At 35.9% G+C, this 16906-nt stretch carries 18 protein-coding genes; 1 reads left to right on the top strand and 17 read right to left on the bottom strand.

What is annotated here, in order from left to right; all coding sequences use genetic code 11:
- Window positions 1-128: 128 nt before the first annotated feature.
- From HMPREF1210_RS00690 to sppA, 15 genes are all read right to left on the bottom strand, one after another.
- Complete coding sequence (locus tag HMPREF1210_RS00690) at window positions 129-1874, bottom strand: DUF262 domain-containing protein (RefSeq protein WP_016426659.1); 1746 nt, start codon at window positions 1872-1874, stop codon at window positions 129-131.
- A 182-nt stretch (window positions 1875-2056) separates the two neighbouring features.
- The gene (locus tag HMPREF1210_RS00685; protein WP_016426658.1) at window positions 2057-2290 is read right to left on the bottom strand and encodes a hypothetical protein; all 234 of its coding nucleotides are present in this window, start codon (window positions 2288-2290) and stop codon (window positions 2057-2059) included.
- A gap of 620 nt (window positions 2291-2910) precedes the next feature.
- On the bottom strand, window positions 2911-3885 hold the full coding sequence (locus HMPREF1210_RS00680; protein ID WP_016426657.1) for a hypothetical protein: 975 nt from the start codon (window positions 3883-3885) through the stop codon (window positions 2911-2913).
- Window positions 3886-4160: 275 nt separating this feature from the next.
- A complete protein-coding gene (locus HMPREF1210_RS17210) occupies window positions 4161-4781 on the bottom strand; it encodes a GIY-YIG nuclease family protein (RefSeq protein WP_016426656.1) in 621 nt (206 codons plus the stop codon).
- A gap of 600 nt (window positions 4782-5381) precedes the next feature.
- Window positions 5382-5666 carry a hypothetical protein gene (locus tag HMPREF1210_RS00670; RefSeq protein WP_147640273.1) on the bottom strand — a complete coding sequence of 95 codons (285 nt, stop codon included), beginning with the start codon at window positions 5664-5666 and terminating at the stop codon, window positions 5382-5384.
- A complete protein-coding gene (locus tag HMPREF1210_RS00665) occupies window positions 5645-5830 on the bottom strand; it encodes a hypothetical protein (protein ID WP_016426653.1) in 186 nt (61 codons plus the stop codon). Before HMPREF1210_RS00665 ends, HMPREF1210_RS00670 begins: the two co-directional genes overlap by 22 nt.
- A 64-nt stretch (window positions 5831-5894) precedes the next feature.
- On the bottom strand, window positions 5895-6272 hold the full coding sequence (locus HMPREF1210_RS00660) for a PH domain-containing protein (RefSeq protein WP_016426652.1): 378 nt from the start codon (window positions 6270-6272) through the stop codon (window positions 5895-5897).
- 69 nt (window positions 6273-6341) lie between these two features.
- On the bottom strand, window positions 6342-6590 hold the full coding sequence (locus HMPREF1210_RS00655) for a hypothetical protein (protein ID WP_016426651.1): 249 nt from the start codon (window positions 6588-6590) through the stop codon (window positions 6342-6344).
- A 103-nt stretch (window positions 6591-6693) separates the two neighbouring features.
- Window positions 6694-7341, bottom strand: coding sequence for a hypothetical protein (locus HMPREF1210_RS00650; protein WP_016426650.1), 648 nt, complete (start codon window positions 7339-7341; stop codon window positions 6694-6696).
- Between the two features lie 297 nt (window positions 7342-7638).
- On the bottom strand, window positions 7639-8652 hold the full coding sequence (locus tag HMPREF1210_RS00645) for a tyrosine-type recombinase/integrase (RefSeq protein WP_016426649.1): 1014 nt from the start codon (window positions 8650-8652) through the stop codon (window positions 7639-7641).
- Window positions 8653-8778: 126 nt separating this feature from the next.
- The gene (locus HMPREF1210_RS00640; protein WP_016426648.1) at window positions 8779-9978 is read right to left on the bottom strand and encodes an acetate/propionate family kinase; all 1200 of its coding nucleotides are present in this window, start codon (window positions 9976-9978) and stop codon (window positions 8779-8781) included.
- Between the two features lie 63 nt (window positions 9979-10041).
- Window positions 10042-10971: a class I SAM-dependent methyltransferase gene (locus HMPREF1210_RS00635; protein ID WP_016426647.1), complete on the bottom strand. Its 930-nt coding sequence runs from the start codon at window positions 10969-10971 to the stop codon at window positions 10042-10044.
- Window positions 10972-11080: 109 nt separating this feature from the next.
- On the bottom strand, window positions 11081-11587 hold the full coding sequence (tpx, locus tag HMPREF1210_RS00630; RefSeq protein ID WP_016426646.1) for a thiol peroxidase: 507 nt from the start codon (window positions 11585-11587) through the stop codon (window positions 11081-11083).
- 37 nt (window positions 11588-11624) lie between these two features.
- Window positions 11625-12218, bottom strand: a complete 594-nt coding sequence (locus HMPREF1210_RS00625) for an RDD family protein (RefSeq protein ID WP_016426645.1) — start codon at window positions 12216-12218, stop codon at window positions 11625-11627.
- A gap of 13 nt (window positions 12219-12231) precedes the next feature.
- Window positions 12232-13245: a signal peptide peptidase SppA gene (gene sppA, locus HMPREF1210_RS00620; RefSeq protein ID WP_016426644.1), complete on the bottom strand. Its 1014-nt coding sequence runs from the start codon at window positions 13243-13245 to the stop codon at window positions 12232-12234.
- A gap of 108 nt (window positions 13246-13353) precedes the next feature.
- On the opposite strand from sppA, the gene HMPREF1210_RS00615 reads away from it, so the two are divergent.
- Window positions 13354-14154 carry an NAD kinase gene (locus HMPREF1210_RS00615; RefSeq protein ID WP_036659263.1) on the top strand — a complete coding sequence of 267 codons (801 nt, stop codon included), beginning with the start codon at window positions 13354-13356 and terminating at the stop codon, window positions 14152-14154.
- A 92-nt stretch (window positions 14155-14246) separates the two neighbouring features.
- Here the strand turns inward: HMPREF1210_RS00615 and rarD are convergent, their stop codons facing one another.
- Together rarD and mbcS are read right to left on the bottom strand one after the other, a co-directional pair.
- On the bottom strand, window positions 14247-15161 hold the full coding sequence (gene rarD / locus HMPREF1210_RS00610) for an EamA family transporter RarD (protein ID WP_016426642.1): 915 nt from the start codon (window positions 15159-15161) through the stop codon (window positions 14247-14249).
- A gap of 129 nt (window positions 15162-15290) precedes the next feature.
- The gene (mbcS, locus tag HMPREF1210_RS00605) at window positions 15291-16862 is read right to left on the bottom strand and encodes an acyl-CoA synthetase MbcS (protein ID WP_016426641.1); all 1572 of its coding nucleotides are present in this window, start codon (window positions 16860-16862) and stop codon (window positions 15291-15293) included.
- Window positions 16863-16906: the final 44 nt, after the last annotated feature.

Genomic DNA, 16906 nt, shown 5'->3' with positions numbered 1-16906 from the left:
CTTGAATAATAGCATTTTAATCTTTATCTCTCCAATCTTTTGGGATTAACAATCAACTGTTATGTAACATAATTAAACATTTTCTATAAAAAAAGACAGTTGCAAAGGATATACAACTGTCTTTTCTTTTAATTAATTAATATTCTTGTCAGCTTTTCTCTGATTAATTTTTCTCTTTTTGCCATGAAATCTTCGAAGTTCACTAAACTCAAATCAACGTTTGGTATTAAGTGTTTTTCTCTATACATATCCCGTTCTTTGTCATTTAGACAGATAATATTTAGCCACTCGTCGAATTTTTTATCCGACTTCTCTAAATTAGGAATACCCTCTATTAACTGTAAATTACCTACATAATCATAGTTCTCTACAGCATATTCTATTGTATCTTGACTTACGCCTTCCCTCTTAAGCTTAGTACGTGACTTTAATATGCTTTTAGGGAAGATATGGTCTTGATGAAAATTATTTTTATAGTCAAGGTTAGGATATAGCAAAGATAAAATTGGAAAAGCATATCTATTTCCATACTTTGTCCATAATAGATTTTCTACTTCTTCCTCAGTGAACTTTAGGGTTTTATTTGTTACTTTTAAATTTTGTTTTACTAACACATAAGGGAAAGTATTTAAGTTGTTTTTAATAATTTCCCTTATCGGTTTTAAAACATTGTCTGGTTGTCCGCCAAATATCCTTTTTAATAAAGCTACTATGGTGAACCTATGAATGTCTTTTCTTTCTTGAATATACTTATAAGATTCAACAAAATTATGAGGATTTCCCTTTTTATATAAATAATATGAGATTGGTATAATCACGTAATTTGCAGTTAGAGTTTTATGGTTAAAACCATAACTAGCTACAAGTTGAACTGCAAGCCGAATTGCCTGTGCTATTTCATCCCATTCTGTTTCAATTTTACCCATCGTATCAGAATCAAAGTTATCAACTTTAAAGGCAATATCATTAAAATCGCACAGAACCAAACAAGTCTTAAGTACCAAATCTTTATCAAAATCAAAATAGTCTCCAGTGCTGTTTATTTCATCAACAAAAGAGGTAATCGTCTTTCTTGCATCTCTCTGTTTCCATTGTGCAGTTGCAATTGACAATAATAAATCTGAATAGCTTAGTTGTGTTCCACCACTATTTACTCTTATAAATATATTCAAAACTTTATCAAGCGATTGTGACCTTTCAAGATAGTAATTAATACTTGGTGTAACATGTATTGCTTTGTAAAGGTCAAATAAGGTTTTGTTAGCATATCGTGCTTTTTCTTTTTCTACTGTATTTAATTCATTTTGGTATATGTAATCGTTTATTTCAAATTGTTCACTAAAGTTCAAAATGTCTCCTACTTTAAACCAAAAGGATTCTTCATCTCTTATTAGTGCTTCTTTCTCAGTAAGAAATTTAAAATCATATAACATGTCAATTTCTTCTGACGGCTTTAATAGATTTAGATATAAGTTACGGGTTGGATATGCAGAATCATTTCCCACTCTTTTGCGTGGCAATTTATAAGCATAAGTCCCTTTTAAACCGATATATAAAGATGTTAGACGTTGTTGCCCATCTAGAATAGCAATTATATCTTCTTCTCCATTAATATTAGCTTCAAGGTTATGCGTGTTTTCACGTTCGTGATAGTTCCTTAAAAACTCATAAAATTTGAATTTATTGATATTTTCTTTATTTACATACCACAGCAAAAATGCTCCAACAGGATAGCCCCTTAACAGTGAATCAAATAAAGTTTCAATCTGTTCAGTATCCCATACAAATTCCCTCTGGATAGATGGAAGTAAATATTTCTTACGATGTATATCATTAACTACTTCGTTAATAGTAAGTGGTCTTTCAAATGCCATTTTAAAGCTCCTCAAAATAAGACTTATATTGTATTACTTCGTTTTAAAATCTACATTAACCGCTTAATTTCATGTATAAAATTCCTTCTTTTAATTCTTCCGTCTGTATTATTTCATAAAAAGTCTTTATTCTCTGGTTGGTTTAAAGGCATAGATTTCAAGAAAAAGACAGGGTTTCCCTGTCACATAATTTCACCTTCAAGTTTTAGTTTTATATAGTTTCTCTCTATGGCCGTTTTCACGTAAGCGGGTACTTCTTCTGTTGACTTAACATATGTCTGCCAAAACCCATCGTTTTTAATAACTATGCTGTACTTTGTTAAATCCTTTTTGAAATAAAGAAACATGTCATTCTTTTCAAGTGTAACTTCCCATAAACCATTTTTAGATTGCCAAATAACATCAGTTAAAATCATTTGCTTTCCCCCTGTTTTTGATTGATTTTAGTATTTTGTAAATCATTAGAAGGGTTTTCTCATCAGCATCATATACTTCTACCATTTTATATAAAGGTCATTTTTCCCAATAAAAGAAACCTATTTGCATTGACTAATTTTAGAATCATTTTCATTTCCCAATATAATTTTCTTTATCTATGGGTACCCTTGGTTTTTGATTGTTCGAGTATTAATTTTACCATTATTTTCTACTCAGTAAATACTGTCGGTAAAATAATATAATAATTAAACACTTATAAGTGATACTTTAGATTCTTCATCCAAATACTTACAGATTCCGATAATACAAGGAACTAGAAACCAAGCTTTTTAAGGCACTTTACATGTATTAAAAATTTTAACAAAGGTTGGATATAAACGAGTATTAAGCAGTTATAAATGTAGTTAAAACTACACTTTTATACACCAAAAAAGACTCCATAAACATATGGAGTCTTGATTAATTTAGTTTGCTTGCTCATTTTTATAAAGGTTATGTATTTGTACTAGATTATCAAGATGTTATAAAAGGTTTCTTATCTTCTATTATTATAGAAACATACTCTATTATATATATTATTAGTATGTATACGTAACCTTTATTGAATCCATAATGGCGTATTTTCGATTTCTTTCATAAGTGCTAATTTCTTTTCGTACTGTTCTATGTATATTACATCTCTCTTTTGAAAATCTGTCGGTGTTTGATTGAAAAGATACTCTTCCTCCACAACTTGATATACGCTTGCCCCTGTTTCAATATTCCCCTTATTAACTACGAATGTAGCAGGATAACATATTATTAAGTTGTATGCTTTTAGATTGTTTAAAGCGGTATTAATAGTTGTGTGTCTAATTCCTGTTACTGATTTCATTCGGTCTAAAGACACCTCAATGCTTCCATCGTTCATTCCACAACGACTATTAAGATAAGCATAGATGTAAAAAGCGGTTGCTCCTAGATTGTCGTTAGTCATACATTCGATAAACACATCCATTGGTACTGCATGTGAATTACCCCACTCATAGAATGTACCTTCAATCTCTTCTTCATTAACTATCCTTTTATCTAAACCGAAAATTGGGTACTTAATTTGTTTTCTCTTAGTATTCAAATTGACACCCACTGCTTTCATTTCATCTATGTCTCTGCTATCTCGCTTCGCCAACCATTCCTCATACTTTACGAATCCCCAAAAATCTCCATTCTCCCACACATATTCATATGATGCTTCTTTAAAATTAACTGTTTTAGTAATTCCTAAGCGGTCTAACACGCCACCCTTTTTAAAGATGTAGTTGTATCGCTTTTCTATCGGTGAAAGACCAATAATTTCTTTTATACTACTTACATCTGTTACTTCAAATGGAAGATTATACTTTGCGTATTTATAAAACCAAGCAGTTATAAAGACATAAGCATAGGCGTATGCAACATGCGGTGCTTTTGCAACATTCAATTCCTCATCCTGCGAAAGGATTTCAAATATGTCATTTGGAATCCCTACTTTCTGTTGGTACTTACTATCAAACTCTAATAAATATCTCAACTCTTTTTTAGTGTACTTTGCCATTGTATTTTTATTCCCCTCTAAATGTCTTACCTATTCTTGTGCAATCCTGTCGCTTCATATACTCCTTTCCCTGATGTTTTACTACTACTCATAATAGAATCAACTACTGTTAATATTTTATAATTTCACTTGATATCATCCCTTTTTAGTTTTTTCACTAGTGGAGAAAACTGTCAAGTTGCAAAGTTTTCCGTTTCTCTCCAAACATTCAAATTGGAATCAGTTTCCCCCGTAATCTTCTTATACGATACCTCTATATGTATTGAAAAATTTTTCTATAAAGCTTTTTCTCTAATCACTTTTAATTTATTATGGTTGAATTTCGAATTATATCCTTTCGTAAATGCTTTGCAATTTATTATCCATATATCCTCAGCATCTCTTAATGTTTTCTCATCATCCCAATGTTGTATTACCTTCCATGTAAAAGCATTGAATCCATATTCCCTTATTGCTTGTGAAATGTGTGTCTTATAGTTAGCATTATTTTCACTATAAGCATGTGATTTATGTTCACTAATTCTTCTTGCTAGTGCCCTTGTTGTGCTTCCTACATAGCTTTCATTGGTAACAATATTAGTTGCAAGATAAATAGTACAAGTATCGGTTTTGTAAAAGTCGTCCGCATAAGTTCTACTCCTTTTTTTCGTAGCGTTAATGATTGCACTTATTTTTACTTCGTGCCACGCAATCCGTTCTGGACGCTCATCCCCTAAAATATAGTAGACACCTTTTCCAAAACCTGCTCTTTCAACGCTTTCGTAATGTTGTAGCATAGTTCTAATGAGTGGATTTTCAATATCTTTATTTGTTAGAGTCTTATTTTTCTTGAAATGCCTCTTACAAATATCATTTCCATAATGTTCAACTGCTTCAATCCTAGTAATTGTTTTCATAGTTACGCACACCTACCTTATCCTTCAATTTTATTGCTCCTTCTTCTTCTAGATATTGTTCAATTTTGATTAATAGAATCATGCTCATCTAATACCTCCACATAAATTTTTTCTCCCTTTTTTATTAATCTATTGACAAACGATATTGACACCATGTACAATTAAATTATAATTGATATAACTGTATACATAATGACAAAAATAGATTTTATAATTATACTATTAATTTTCACTATTGTCAACAACTCTTTATTTATATATGCAAAAAAAGACTACTTTCATGAACATGATAGTAGTCTTTTTTATGTAGCTCTTCCGTTACAAAACATTCAGAGGTATTTTTATCCTGTATGTTGTTATCCTTGTTTTGAGCAGCTATATCATTCAATAGTAATATATCCGTTTCATTTGTAGTTCTTCTTTCTTCAAACTATTGCAAATTATGCTCATTCTAAACCAAAATTCCTCAATATAGGTACTGAATGGTCTTTAGCGTAGTACCCTGCTCCATTGCAAAAAGGACTTCCCATGTTGCAGAAAAGTCCTATCTATTTAACTGTAGGTAATACCCGACTTATTGTCAGCTATGAGCACCATTTCTTAATTCAGTTTGTTGCTGTTTTCTTCAAAGACACCAAGCACTTCATCAACATCTATACCAAGCATGATATCCGCTTCTGACTTGGTTATCTCATTCCATAGGAGTCCATCATAATCCATAAGGAATGCAGGGTGTTTAGTAGCCAACTGTATAAGTAAATCCGCAACAGAATCAGCCTTGATTATCATGCCACTGTCAGTTTCAAACTTAGATACATCGTCAATTATGTAGTTCTTACCTCTATCAATTGTGTAGTATGCCATTACTTTTCCACCGCCTTCCAAGTCTCATCAAACTCCCATTTAGCATCCATTGAAGAGAATTTGATTGTAAGTTGTTTCTTGCATGATGGGCAGTAACTTATGAATTTATCTTTTATTGGAGACTTACCTTCTGACTCAACATTGTATGGCTGACCACAACTGCATTTATAATGATATTTAGTCATTGTTCTTCACCTCCATATTGATATGATAATTCTACCATTTTATGAGATGTCTGTAGTATAAAGGTTATTTAAACATCTGTGTCAAAACGTCATTGGCAAAGCGTTCAGCTAACCCTACACCCATCTTAAGTTCATATGTCTTATGAGTAGTAGTAACCTCTATTTCATCACTTGCATAGCCATAGTCACATGAAACTTCTACAATGTGATTGAATGGGATTGATACGACTACCTTCTTCTTATTGGTTAGTTTAACATCCACAAAGAATAACCGTTTGTTTGTGATACATGCAAAGTCTAGTAGCAGACCATAACACTGTAGTGCTTCTTCACCTTCAATCAATAGCTTCTGAGCGTTCTCACCATGAATAGTGTTCATACCTTCTAATGCTTTGTCCATGTTACCTATATTAGCTATGTTCTCTTTTAGCTTCACAAACATATTCCATCATCATCCTATTCCTGCGTCAGTAGTTTGGAAGTATCCTCCTAATTACTTTAGTAAGTATCATTAATTAATTTTGCACATTCTAGTCAAAAACCCACGCTCTCTTATTCGTTTCACAGCTGTATCTCTAGTATTCATTAATAACACTTCAGATTCTTTCCACGACTTATCCAATATAACTATTAACCATTTCCCATCGGTACATTCACCTAGATAAGCTCGAAGGAATCCAATTGCGAGTCCATCTTCTCTTTTCGAAGATGACCAAACCTTTTGTATTTTGTGCTTGTTCATGAGTGCATCAGAAATCATAATCAACACTCACCCGCTTCTCTTACATGTCTTAAATAACAAAAACAGTTAGGTTTATACCCCAACTATTTTTTAACGAATCATATTCATTACATTCATTTTATTACGATGTTTTAACTTCATGTATATTCTTTTGACCTTCACTTCTCTTGATAATAACTTCCATCATTTTGAACCAATTTAATGCTTCTTCATATTTTGAGGGATATGGATAGAAATTAGTGGGAGTAGGTTTATCGAACTCCTCTATTACCATTTTTAAATACGGTGTCTCTAAATCGTCTAATGTCGCTAATAATTGAATCTTCTTCACTTCTCGTTTTTGCTTCTGTTTACCACTTAGTCCCCCTATGAGAGCACCTACGCCTCCAGCCAACATCCCACCTACAAGAGCACCACCCAATTGACTTCCTCTAGATGTAACAATAAGAGATTCTTCATCCTCCATTAATTCAACTTGAATAATATCATTATAGCTAATTTTCTTTATTAGATTTTTTGTTTCAAGATTTGCCGTATCATGTTTTGGGAATTCTATATACCAAATATTCTGATTTATAGAATCGTGGATTAGTACATTATTGAAATGGTTACTATTATGTCTCTTGTCAACATTAATTTCATTTTCCTTAATTATTTCTTCTACTCTCAATTTTCTTTTATCATCCCATCCACTTTCAAGTTGCCCAATAAAAAACACTCCGATTACACAAAAAATAAATACTGCTCCTAAGATAAAAAGTAATTCCATTTCCCCACTCCTTTAATACTGTTTTAATTTCAATCTAACACACTATCTCAAGGAAATATATACAATAAAAGTAAATTTAATTTGATATTTTTAATTATTCAAAAATTTTCCCACTGACCGATATCATACATTATCTCTCTAAATATCTATTCTTTTTTTCACACGTAAAAAACCTGTTTGTTGAGGAGATTTGAGTGCATTTTTTAAACGCTCACACGTGTGAGTTAATTAACAAGATGGTTGGCTGTAACACAATAATTTTGTTTTAATGTTCCTTATCCTAAACAGAGGTAAGATTTAAGTGTAGGTTTTTCTTTTAGTTTTAATTGTAGTTTTTTCATTTATCATTTTTAATGGGTTGAATAGTTCATGTTGGGTCTTTATAGTTTCATCCAGCATGTGAGAATAAATCATAGTCGTTTCAATTTGTGCATGTCCTAGTATTTTTTGTAAGGCTCTTACACTTCCACCATTCGCTAAAAACAAGGTACTAGCCGTGTGACGAAATAAATGTGGATATACCCTTGTTTTAATATTTGTACGTCCTATAACCTCTTTTAAATGCTTTCTGAAAGCGTCTGGTCTTAAAGTTGTACCATGATTACTGACAAAAATGTATTCACTGTAAAAATCCTCTGTTTCCAAATTTAAATCCTCAATCATTCTAACCACTTTACGAGAAATTGGCACGTGACGAAATCGACCATTTTTTGTTTCATTAAAAGTAACTACTCCATTTAAATAATCCACATGAGCTTTTTTCAAGTTACATATCTCATCTATTCTTCCAAATGTGTCTAACATAACATTGCACACAACATAGTCACGAAAATCTGCATACCAAGTTTTATCAAAAGCCTTGAAGATTGTTTTGACTTGCTCAATCGTCAGAACTTCTATTTGCTTTGTCTGCTGTTTAATTTTAGTCAACGGAGAAAATGGGTTATTTTCTAATGAGCCGTCTCGTACAAGAGTTTCAAATGCCGCTTTTGCTAATCTTAGATACGAATTAGCCGATGTAACAGTTACACCCTTCTTCTTATTCGTTCGAAAACGTGCATTGAGAAATTGTGTTTTTTCTTCTAGTTGCCATTTGATGAAGTTTCTTGCGTCTTCAGTAGTAACATTAGATATAAGCTTTCTGTGCATAAAGAATCGGTCAAAGTCATTGAACAGTTTGTGATAATTCTCAATTGTATTATCCGCTTTTCCTTCAACGGCTTTAATGTTTATTACAATTTCTCTTGCACGTTGGAATGACAAACCCGAAACTTGTTTAACTACTTGTGTTTTCCTCTTTCGCGGAGCCATAAAAAATAACCTTCCTTCACGTTGGATTAGAACATGAAGAAAGGTCAATATCAGCACAGTTTAAATAAAATTTCGGTTATGGTTTCACATCGAAGTCTAATGTAACGACTTTTTCAGTTTAGCGTGTCAAAAACCTTGTAAACCAGACAATCTCACTGTATCCCTTGCAATCATTACTTCTTCGTTCGTCGGGATGACAATAACTTTTACCGGGGAATGTGGGAAGCTGATAAATGCTTCTTTTCCGCGAATTTTGTTCAAGTCTGGATCCATGTAGACGCCCATGAATTGAAGACCCGCTAATACTTTTGCACGGATTATTTCACTGTTTTCTCCGATGCCTGCCGTGAAAATGATGGCGTCGACTCCATTCATGCGTGCTGCGTAGGAACCGATATATTTATGAATGCGGTTTGCAAACACGTCGAGAGCCAATTGAGCACGCGGATTATTTTTCGAAGCTTCCATTTCTATGTCGCGCAAATCACTTGAAAATCCTGATACACCAAGCATTCCAGACTTTTTGTTCAAGACATCCAATACTTCTTCTGCACTTTTTTCGGTCTTTTCCATCAAGAAAGGAATAAGCGCTGGATCCAGATTTCCTGAACGGGTCCCCATCGTGACACCCGCTAAAGGTGTGAACCCCATTGATGTATCAATTGAGCGTCCCCCATCGATTGCCGCGATACTGGCTCCGTTACCTAAATGACAGGATATCAGTCGAATGGTCTCTACTGGACGATTTAGCAATTCTGCAGCTCGTCCTGTTACATATTTGTGCGAAGTTCCGTGAAAACCATATTTCCTGATGCCGTATTTCTTATAGTAATCGTAAGGAATTGAATATAAAAAAGAACTTTCCGGCATGGTCTGATGAAATGCTGTATCAAAAACTGCCACGGCAGGCACATGTGGTAATGCTTTTTTAAATTCGATGATACCTGCAATGTTTGCAGGATTATGGAGTGGTGCCAAATCCGATAGTCTTTCAAATGCTATAAGGGCTTCATCATCAATTAATACGGAATCGCTATACTCTTCACCACCATGTACCAATCGATGTCCGATGCCGTCGATATCCTGTAGAGAATTCACTGCTTTCTGTTCTATCAGATGGTGCAGGAGTAATTGAACTGCGTCCTGGTGATTTGTAATCTTTTCGATGAATTCGACTTTCTGCCCATTCGTTGTCATGGAAAAGATAGGTTCTTTCAATCCGATACGCTCGATTAATCCTTTAGCCACAACATGTTCTTCAGGCATTTGAAGCAATTGGAATTTTAACGATGAGCTTCCAGCATTGATTGCCAATATATTAGTCATAAAAAAACGCCCCTTTTCCACTTATACAGTCATTGTACAGGTGAAAAAAGAGGCGAACAACTATCAGTTCGTATTTTCTTGATGCCACATTTTAACTTTTTCGAAGAACAAAGCCATGGCTTCTTTATTTGACATATTTGGAACTTTTGCCAGTAACACTTCTTTTGGCTGTTTCAAGTCAGCTGATTTCTTTTGGAGCACCAATAGACTCTTTGCATGAGCTTCATTTTTGAATAAGTTCACAGGTAATTGCACAACTGCCTTAATCCAAGCATGGTTGGCAAAATAAGCGTGAAGTTCTTTCGCTTGTGGTGATTCAAAAATCCCTTGAGGAACAAGGAATACTAAGTATCCGCCGTCAACCGTGTGTCTGATAGATTGTTCGATCATTAAGTGATGTGCAAAAGACATGCCTTCCTTCGCTTTCAACTCATAACCCGCAGCAGTTTTATCATCGGGATAGTATCCCACCGGCAAATCACTTATGACAACATCGGATGGATCAATCAATAAAGGTTGTAACGCATCTTGTCGGTATAGAGTTACAGGTTGCTGCAACAAGTCACCAGTAGAAGCTGCGAGACGAATCAACATATCATCAATTTCGACAGCAGTTGCTGTGGCTTTATCCTGCAAAAAGTTCATTACAGTAAATAATAAATTGCCCGTTCCTGCCGCTGGATCCAAAATCGTGACTTGCTGTTTATCCTTCGTCAATTGATCTACGAAATAGCCAACAAGCAGACCAAGCGAATCAGGGGTCATTTGATGATGTGCCTGAACATGTTCTTTCATGCCTTTTAAAATAGCAAGTTGAATCGCTTTTCGGATGTCTTCTTTTTGGAGGGTCGGGATTTTCGGTTCTATATCACCATCCAACCACATTTCTGTCGATTCCAAAACACCTTCAATATACGTTAAGTCTTCTGTTGTTTGCATTTTTTTTGCATGTTCATCGATAAATGTAAATAACTGTTCCATCGAACTGTTCATGAAGTTCTCCTTTTAGACAAAGATATCTTGCACGTATGCTGGCGCAAAATAATAATATTTTTTTGAGCAAATGGGAAACCCACTCTATAATCGAGTGGGTTTCTGGATTTTACTTTTGTGCTGCTTTAACAGCGGCAATTGCTTTTTCATAATCAGGATGTTCAGTTGCTTCAGAAACATACTCAACATATGTTACTTTGTCATTGCTATCTACTACAAAGATTGAACGAGCCAACAATCTTAATTCTTTTATTGCCACTCCATATGCTTCACCAAACGATAAATCACGGTGATCGGAAAGTGTTTGTACTGAATCAATTCCAGCAGCTGCACACCAGCGTTTTTGAGCGAATGGCAAATCATTCGAGATCGTCAGAATGACAACATCGTCTCCAAGTTCAGCAGCGCTTTCGTTGAATTTACGCGTCTGTGTATCACATGTACCTGTGTCCAAAGATGGTACCACACTGATTAATCTTGTTTTCCCTTTTGAATCTGCCAATGTAACCGGGCTAAGATCGTTAGCTAATACTGTGAAATTTGGCGCCGTGTCACCTACTGTTACTTCTTTGCCAAGTAATGTTACTGGGTTTTGCTTAAATGTAATTTGTGCCATGATAACGCCTCCCTTTCCTTCATACTCCTACATCTTACTAGAATGCATTTGGCGGTTGCAACTGACTTGATTCGGAAACAGGCTGGTAAGTAGTGATAACCTTCTTTTCATACGTTTGCTCGTGGATAACCATCGTATCTGCTATGAAGTCATGCAACCCCTGTTTTTTAGGTGTAAAACCGACTACCCAGTACAATGGCAAGATTGTTGCCGAGAAAAAGCGGCCAATCCATTCCCTGAACAAAATGGTGCTTAAAGACAGTGATTCGCTTTGCAATGCGATGACACGCAACCCAAAAATCATTTTGCCTACAGTTTGATTGAAAAACTTCATCATTAATACGAAATATAAATAGAAAATAAACCCTGTGATGAACCCTATCGGTGCATACCATGTTGCCCCTTGAACATCCCATCCGAATATATGGAACAACGGATAAATGACAATTGAAGTAACGGATGAAATGACAAGTAAATCTATTAAATATGCCCAGAATCGAATCCAAAAGCCAGCAGGTTTCAGGATAAACTCTTCACTATTCTGAACTGTATATTTTGGATTCGGTGAAACAGGATTCACTGCTTCCTTAATTGATGATTCATGTTCATTCGGATCATATCGATCAGTCATTTACTATTCCTCCTCACTTCTCACCGTATAAATACATCATACGAGGTGCGTTATAATCCGAAAGTAAACGGCCAATCAATTGTGACTCCGCGTCTCCACCTAACAACGATTGAGCTTTCATAGAAAATAGACTGGAGAAGCCTTGAGGGTATTCATATTGAATCACTTCTGCATCTTCTAAATCAAAGTCTTTACGAACAGCTTCAATTACGTCTTCCAAATATCCATATTCATCCGCAAGACCGGCTTCAATTGCCTGACGCCCATTCATAATGCGTCCGTCTGCCACTTTCTTCACTTCAGCTTCTGTCATGCCACGGCCTTCTTCAATAATATCTACAAATGATTCATACGATTCATTAATCATGTCCTGTAGCATCGCACGCTCATCTTCCGTCATATCACGGGTTGGGCTCATAATATCTTTATACGGTCCTGTTTTAATCGTAACAAAATCAACACCATATTTTTCAGCCAGTTTGCCGTAGTTGACACTTTCCATAATGACGCCGATGGAACCTGTCAGTGTTTCTTTATTCAAGAAAATTTTATCTGCAGGCGCAGAGATATAGTATCCGCCTGATGCAGCCATGCTACCCATCGACACGTAAAACGGTATGCCAACTTCTTCTTGCACTTCTTTAATTTTATCATAAATTTGCGCAGACTCGACAACCCCGCCACCTGGCGAATTCACTTGCAATACCACGGCTTTGATTGTATCGTCTTCTTTAATCATTTCCAGTTGGTCCATGAAAAACTGGTGATCGTAACCGGCTGTTCCAAAAAGTGAAGTAGCCTCGCCAGTATCCTGAATGACTCCGTCCACTGTTAATACAGCGATACGTTTAGATGTATCCCCAACTTCCAGTACGCTCTCGGAATATTCACTTTCTGGCAAAGCCAGCATGTTTTCAAAATTAGATGTCCAATCATTGCTAAAAGCAAAAAATGCCATATTAATGATGGTAGACAAACCCAATAATAGTGCTGCAGCACCTAAAGCAATCCAACGTTTTGCATTCAATTTGATGTTCCTCCTTTTTCTACTCTTAACGTAATACGAATAACATGCCGTAATGTTTCAGAACATGCTAAAATAACGACAAGTATTAACGGAAAGGTCGTGACAGTATTGTCCGAGCGTACACACATTTTTATTTATTCCAAACACGATAAAAGCTCCTTGCAACAAAAATCAATTCTTACGGAAATGATTGCACAACATGGATTCACTACGGTAGATGATGCGAAAAATGCAAACATTATCGTAAGCTTGGGGGGAGACGGATCTTTCCTTCAAGCCGTTCGCAAAACCGGTTTTCGTCAAGATTGTTTGTATGCCGGAATTTCTACCACTGGTTCGCTGGGTATGTATTGTGATTTTCATTTCAATGACATGGATACAGTGATTCAGGCTGTTCAACATGCGGAAATTGAAGTACGTCGTTATCCTATTTTACAAGTTATAGTGGATGACAATCCACCTTTTTATTGCTTGAATGAATTTAGTATCCGTTCAAATATTATTAAGACATTTGTTCTTGATGTAGAAATTGATGGATTGCATTTTGAAACATTCCGGGGAGATGGCATGATCATCGCTACCCCAACTGGTAGCACGGCTTACAATAAGTCGGTCAATGGTGCAGTGGTGGATCCTCTCCTCCCTTGTTTCCAAGTATCTGAACTGGCATCTGTGAACAGCAACAAATACCGCACTCTTGGCTCTTCATTCATTTTAAGCGGTCAGCGTCAATTAACATTACGCCTGCAGCAAGACGGAAATGACTTCCCGACAATGGGCATGGACAATGAATCGCTAAGTATTCAACATGTACAATCAGTTAATATCGAGTTGAGTAACCGCATCGTGAAGACCGTTAAGTTGAAAAACAATTCTTTCTGGGAAAAAGTGAAACGCACGTATCTTTAATTTGGACTCGTTAGAACCTTCAACTGGACAATAACAAAAATCAACCTATTCAATTCAATAAAAGCAGACGAGATATTCTTCTCGTCTGCTTTTTATAATTTCGCCAATTTAAGTTTTCTTGTGCGTGCTTCCATAACCTTGGAGACAGTAAAGAGAATCAGCGCCAGCCAGATTAAGGAAAATGACAGTAAATCAATGGGATTGAACGTTTCTCCATAAATAATAACACCTAGGAACAACATACAAGTGGGAGCAATGTATTGTAAAAACCCAATCATGTATAACGGCATTTGTTGCGCTCCCTTTGCGAATAGCACGAGAGGTACAGCGGTTGCAGCACCTGTAAGAATCAACAATACATCCGTCTGGAATGAATCATGAAAAAGGACAGCACGGTCGGATAGAAATAAATAAATGTAATAAATAAACGCAAATGGCACAATAAACAATGTTTCGATTGTCAATCCGCGAACTGCATCTAACGGTATTGTTTTTTTCATTAATCCGTATATGGCAAAACTGATGGCAAGAGAAAAAGCAAGCCATGGGAAACGGCCATATGAAATGGTTAAGATGATAACACCGATGGTCGCAATGACAAAGGCAATTTTTTGAGCCGTCGTCAAACGTTCCTTTAAGAAAAAGATGCCCAGCAAAACAGAAATCAGTGGGTTGATATAGTATCCTAAACTGGTTTCCACTAAATGGTTATTGTTTACTGCCCAGATATACAAGAACCAGTTTCCTGAGATTAATGCCGAAGCAAAAAATAAGCTCCAGAAAGCTTTTTGATTTTGCCATAATGTCATTAAATCTTCAATGAGAAGCTTGGTGTTTCGTGTAATCAGGACGAATAGTAATGTAAATATAAATGCCCAAAGGACTCGGCTTGTTATGATTTCATCACTCGGAACATGATGTAGCAACTTCCAATAGATTGGGAGAACTCCCCAAACAAGATATGCACCGATTGCCCAAATAACACCTTGACGTTCTTTTTCTAGCATAGCTTCACCTCATTAGTTTGACTCTCGAAATATATCTCATTATAGAATCCTTTTGAGAGAAAGTAAACGACAAAAAACTATTCTTATAAACCTTTTTATCAAAGGCTATAAGAATAGTTTTTTGAGTTTTTATTTAGAAATTTCCTGATTTCTTAGTTCAATTCTTCGTATTTTACCAGAAGCTGTTTTTGGCAGTTCTTCGATAAACGTTATATCACGAGGATATTTGTACGGTGCTGTTAAAGTTTTCACATGGTCCTGTAGTTCTTTTACAATCTCTGGTGATCCCACCGCTGAATCAACCAATACAACATATGCTTTGACGATATGCCCACGAATTTCATCCGGACTGCCCACTACAGCACATTCTTTAACCATTGGATGTTTGACCAAAGCGTCTTCTACTTCGAACGGTCCTATTGTGTATCCAGAACTAATGATAATATCATCACCACGGCCTTCAAACCAGAAGTACCCGTCCTCATCTTTTGAAGCCTTATCTCCGGTAATATAGTAAGTTCCTCTAAATTGCATTTTTGTTCGTTCCGGGTCTTTTAGGTATGACTTAAATAAAGCAGGTGTATCGGTATGAACGGCAATATCACCAACTTCTCCTGGTGCACAAACTTCGCCGAATTCATTAATGATGTCCACTTGGTTGCCATGCGTAGGTTTACCCATTGATCCTGGACGTGCTTCCATGCCCTTCATTGTTCCTACCAACAATGTATTCTCGGTCTGTCCATATCCGTCACGCACTTCCAAACCGAATTCCCGCTTGAATGTATCGATAACTTCACGGTTTAACGGTTCTCCAGCAGACACCGCACTATGCAGTGAAGTAAGATTATACGCTGATAGTCCCTCTACTTTCGCCATTATCCGATACTCGGTTGGTGTACAACAAAGAACGTTTACTTGATATTCCTCAAGCAGTGATAAATACGTTTTCGGATCAAATTTTCCGTGATAGACAAAACCTGTCGCCCCACTTCCGAGAGTTGCAACGAATGGACTCCAAATCCATTTTTGCCAACCTGGGCTTGCAGTTGCCCATACAACATCACCTTCATGAATGCCTAACCAATGTTCAGCTGATGTACGTAAATGCGCGTATGCCCAACCATGTGTATGAACTACACCTTTAGGATTGCCTGTCGTACCACTCGTGTATGACAAAAAAGCGATGTCCGTGTTATTTGTGTCTGCGCCAGTAAATTCAGTAGAAGCTTTGGTAAGTTCTTCAGACAATGAAACCCATTTTCCTTTTCCTTCTCCGATAACGAATTGAGTCAGTCCATCCAATTTTTCAACTTGATCAAATTGGCTGATGAATGGTTCATATGCCACTATCGCTTTCGCTTCACTATGAACTAAACGGTAATCAATATCTTTTGCTCGCAGCATTTCCGAGCTTGGAATAACGACCAGCCCAGCTTTTAAGGCACCTATGTAAGTGACATAAGCTTCAATTAATCTTGGTACCATGACCAAAACAACATCACCTTGTCTCAATCCACTATTTGTAAAAACATTTGCTGCCTGATTTGCCAGTTGCATCAATTCTTTGTATGTAATTTTTTTCGTCTCGTCCTTTTCACTTTTCCAAATCAATGCTAAACGATTTTCATCGGTTGCATATTTTTCGAATTCCTGGACCAAATTATACGTTGACGGTGCCAATAAATTTTCACGATTCAATTTAGTTCCCCCTTTGTTCAGTGAGCCATCCCTCTTTATTATAG

The sequence above is a fragment of the Paenisporosarcina sp. HGH0030 genome, from assembly GCF_000411295.1.
In the GTDB taxonomy this organism is placed as follows: Bacteria; Bacillota; Bacilli; order Bacillales_A; family Planococcaceae; genus Paenisporosarcina.
The sequence above is the reverse complement of the archived record's forward strand: the minus strand, read 5'-3'. Positions and strand labels throughout refer to the sequence as shown.

Excerpts from the sequence above, each read along its gene's own strand:
- HMPREF1210_RS00690 (WP_016426659.1), bottom strand. The coding sequence starts at position 1,874 with ATGGCATTTGAAAGACCACTTACTATTAACGAAGTAGTTAATGATATA.
- HMPREF1210_RS00685 (WP_016426658.1), bottom strand. The coding sequence starts at position 2,290 with ATGATTTTAACTGATGTTATTTGGCAATCTAAAAATGGTTTATGGGAA.
- HMPREF1210_RS00680 (WP_016426657.1), bottom strand. The coding sequence starts at position 3,885 with ATGGCAAAGTACACTAAAAAAGAGTTGAGATATTTATTAGAGTTTGAT.
- HMPREF1210_RS17210 (WP_016426656.1), bottom strand. The coding sequence starts at position 4,781 with ATGAAAACAATTACTAGGATTGAAGCAGTTGAACATTATGGAAATGAT.
- HMPREF1210_RS00665 (WP_016426653.1), bottom strand. The coding sequence starts at position 5,830 with ATGACTAAATATCATTATAAATGCAGTTGTGGTCAGCCATACAATGTT.
- HMPREF1210_RS00660 (WP_016426652.1), bottom strand. The coding sequence starts at position 6,272 with ATGTTTGTGAAGCTAAAAGAGAACATAGCTAATATAGGTAACATGGAC.
- HMPREF1210_RS00655 (WP_016426651.1), bottom strand. The coding sequence starts at position 6,590 with ATGATTTCTGATGCACTCATGAACAAGCACAAAATACAAAAGGTTTGG.
- HMPREF1210_RS00650 (WP_016426650.1), bottom strand. The coding sequence starts at position 7,341 with ATGGAATTACTTTTTATCTTAGGAGCAGTATTTATTTTTTGTGTAATC.
- HMPREF1210_RS00645 (WP_016426649.1), bottom strand. The coding sequence starts at position 8,652 with ATGGCTCCGCGAAAGAGGAAAACACAAGTAGTTAAACAAGTTTCGGGT.
- HMPREF1210_RS00640 (WP_016426648.1), bottom strand. The coding sequence starts at position 9,978 with ATGACTAATATATTGGCAATCAATGCTGGAAGCTCATCGTTAAAATTC.
- HMPREF1210_RS00635 (WP_016426647.1), bottom strand. The coding sequence starts at position 10,971 with ATGAACAGTTCGATGGAACAGTTATTTACATTTATCGATGAACATGCA.
- tpx (WP_016426646.1), bottom strand. The coding sequence starts at position 11,587 with ATGGCACAAATTACATTTAAGCAAAACCCAGTAACATTACTTGGCAAA.
- HMPREF1210_RS00625 (WP_016426645.1), bottom strand. The coding sequence starts at position 12,218 with ATGACTGATCGATATGATCCGAATGAACATGAATCATCAATTAAGGAA.
- rarD (WP_016426642.1), bottom strand. The coding sequence starts at position 15,161 with ATGCTAGAAAAAGAACGTCAAGGTGTTATTTGGGCAATCGGTGCATAT.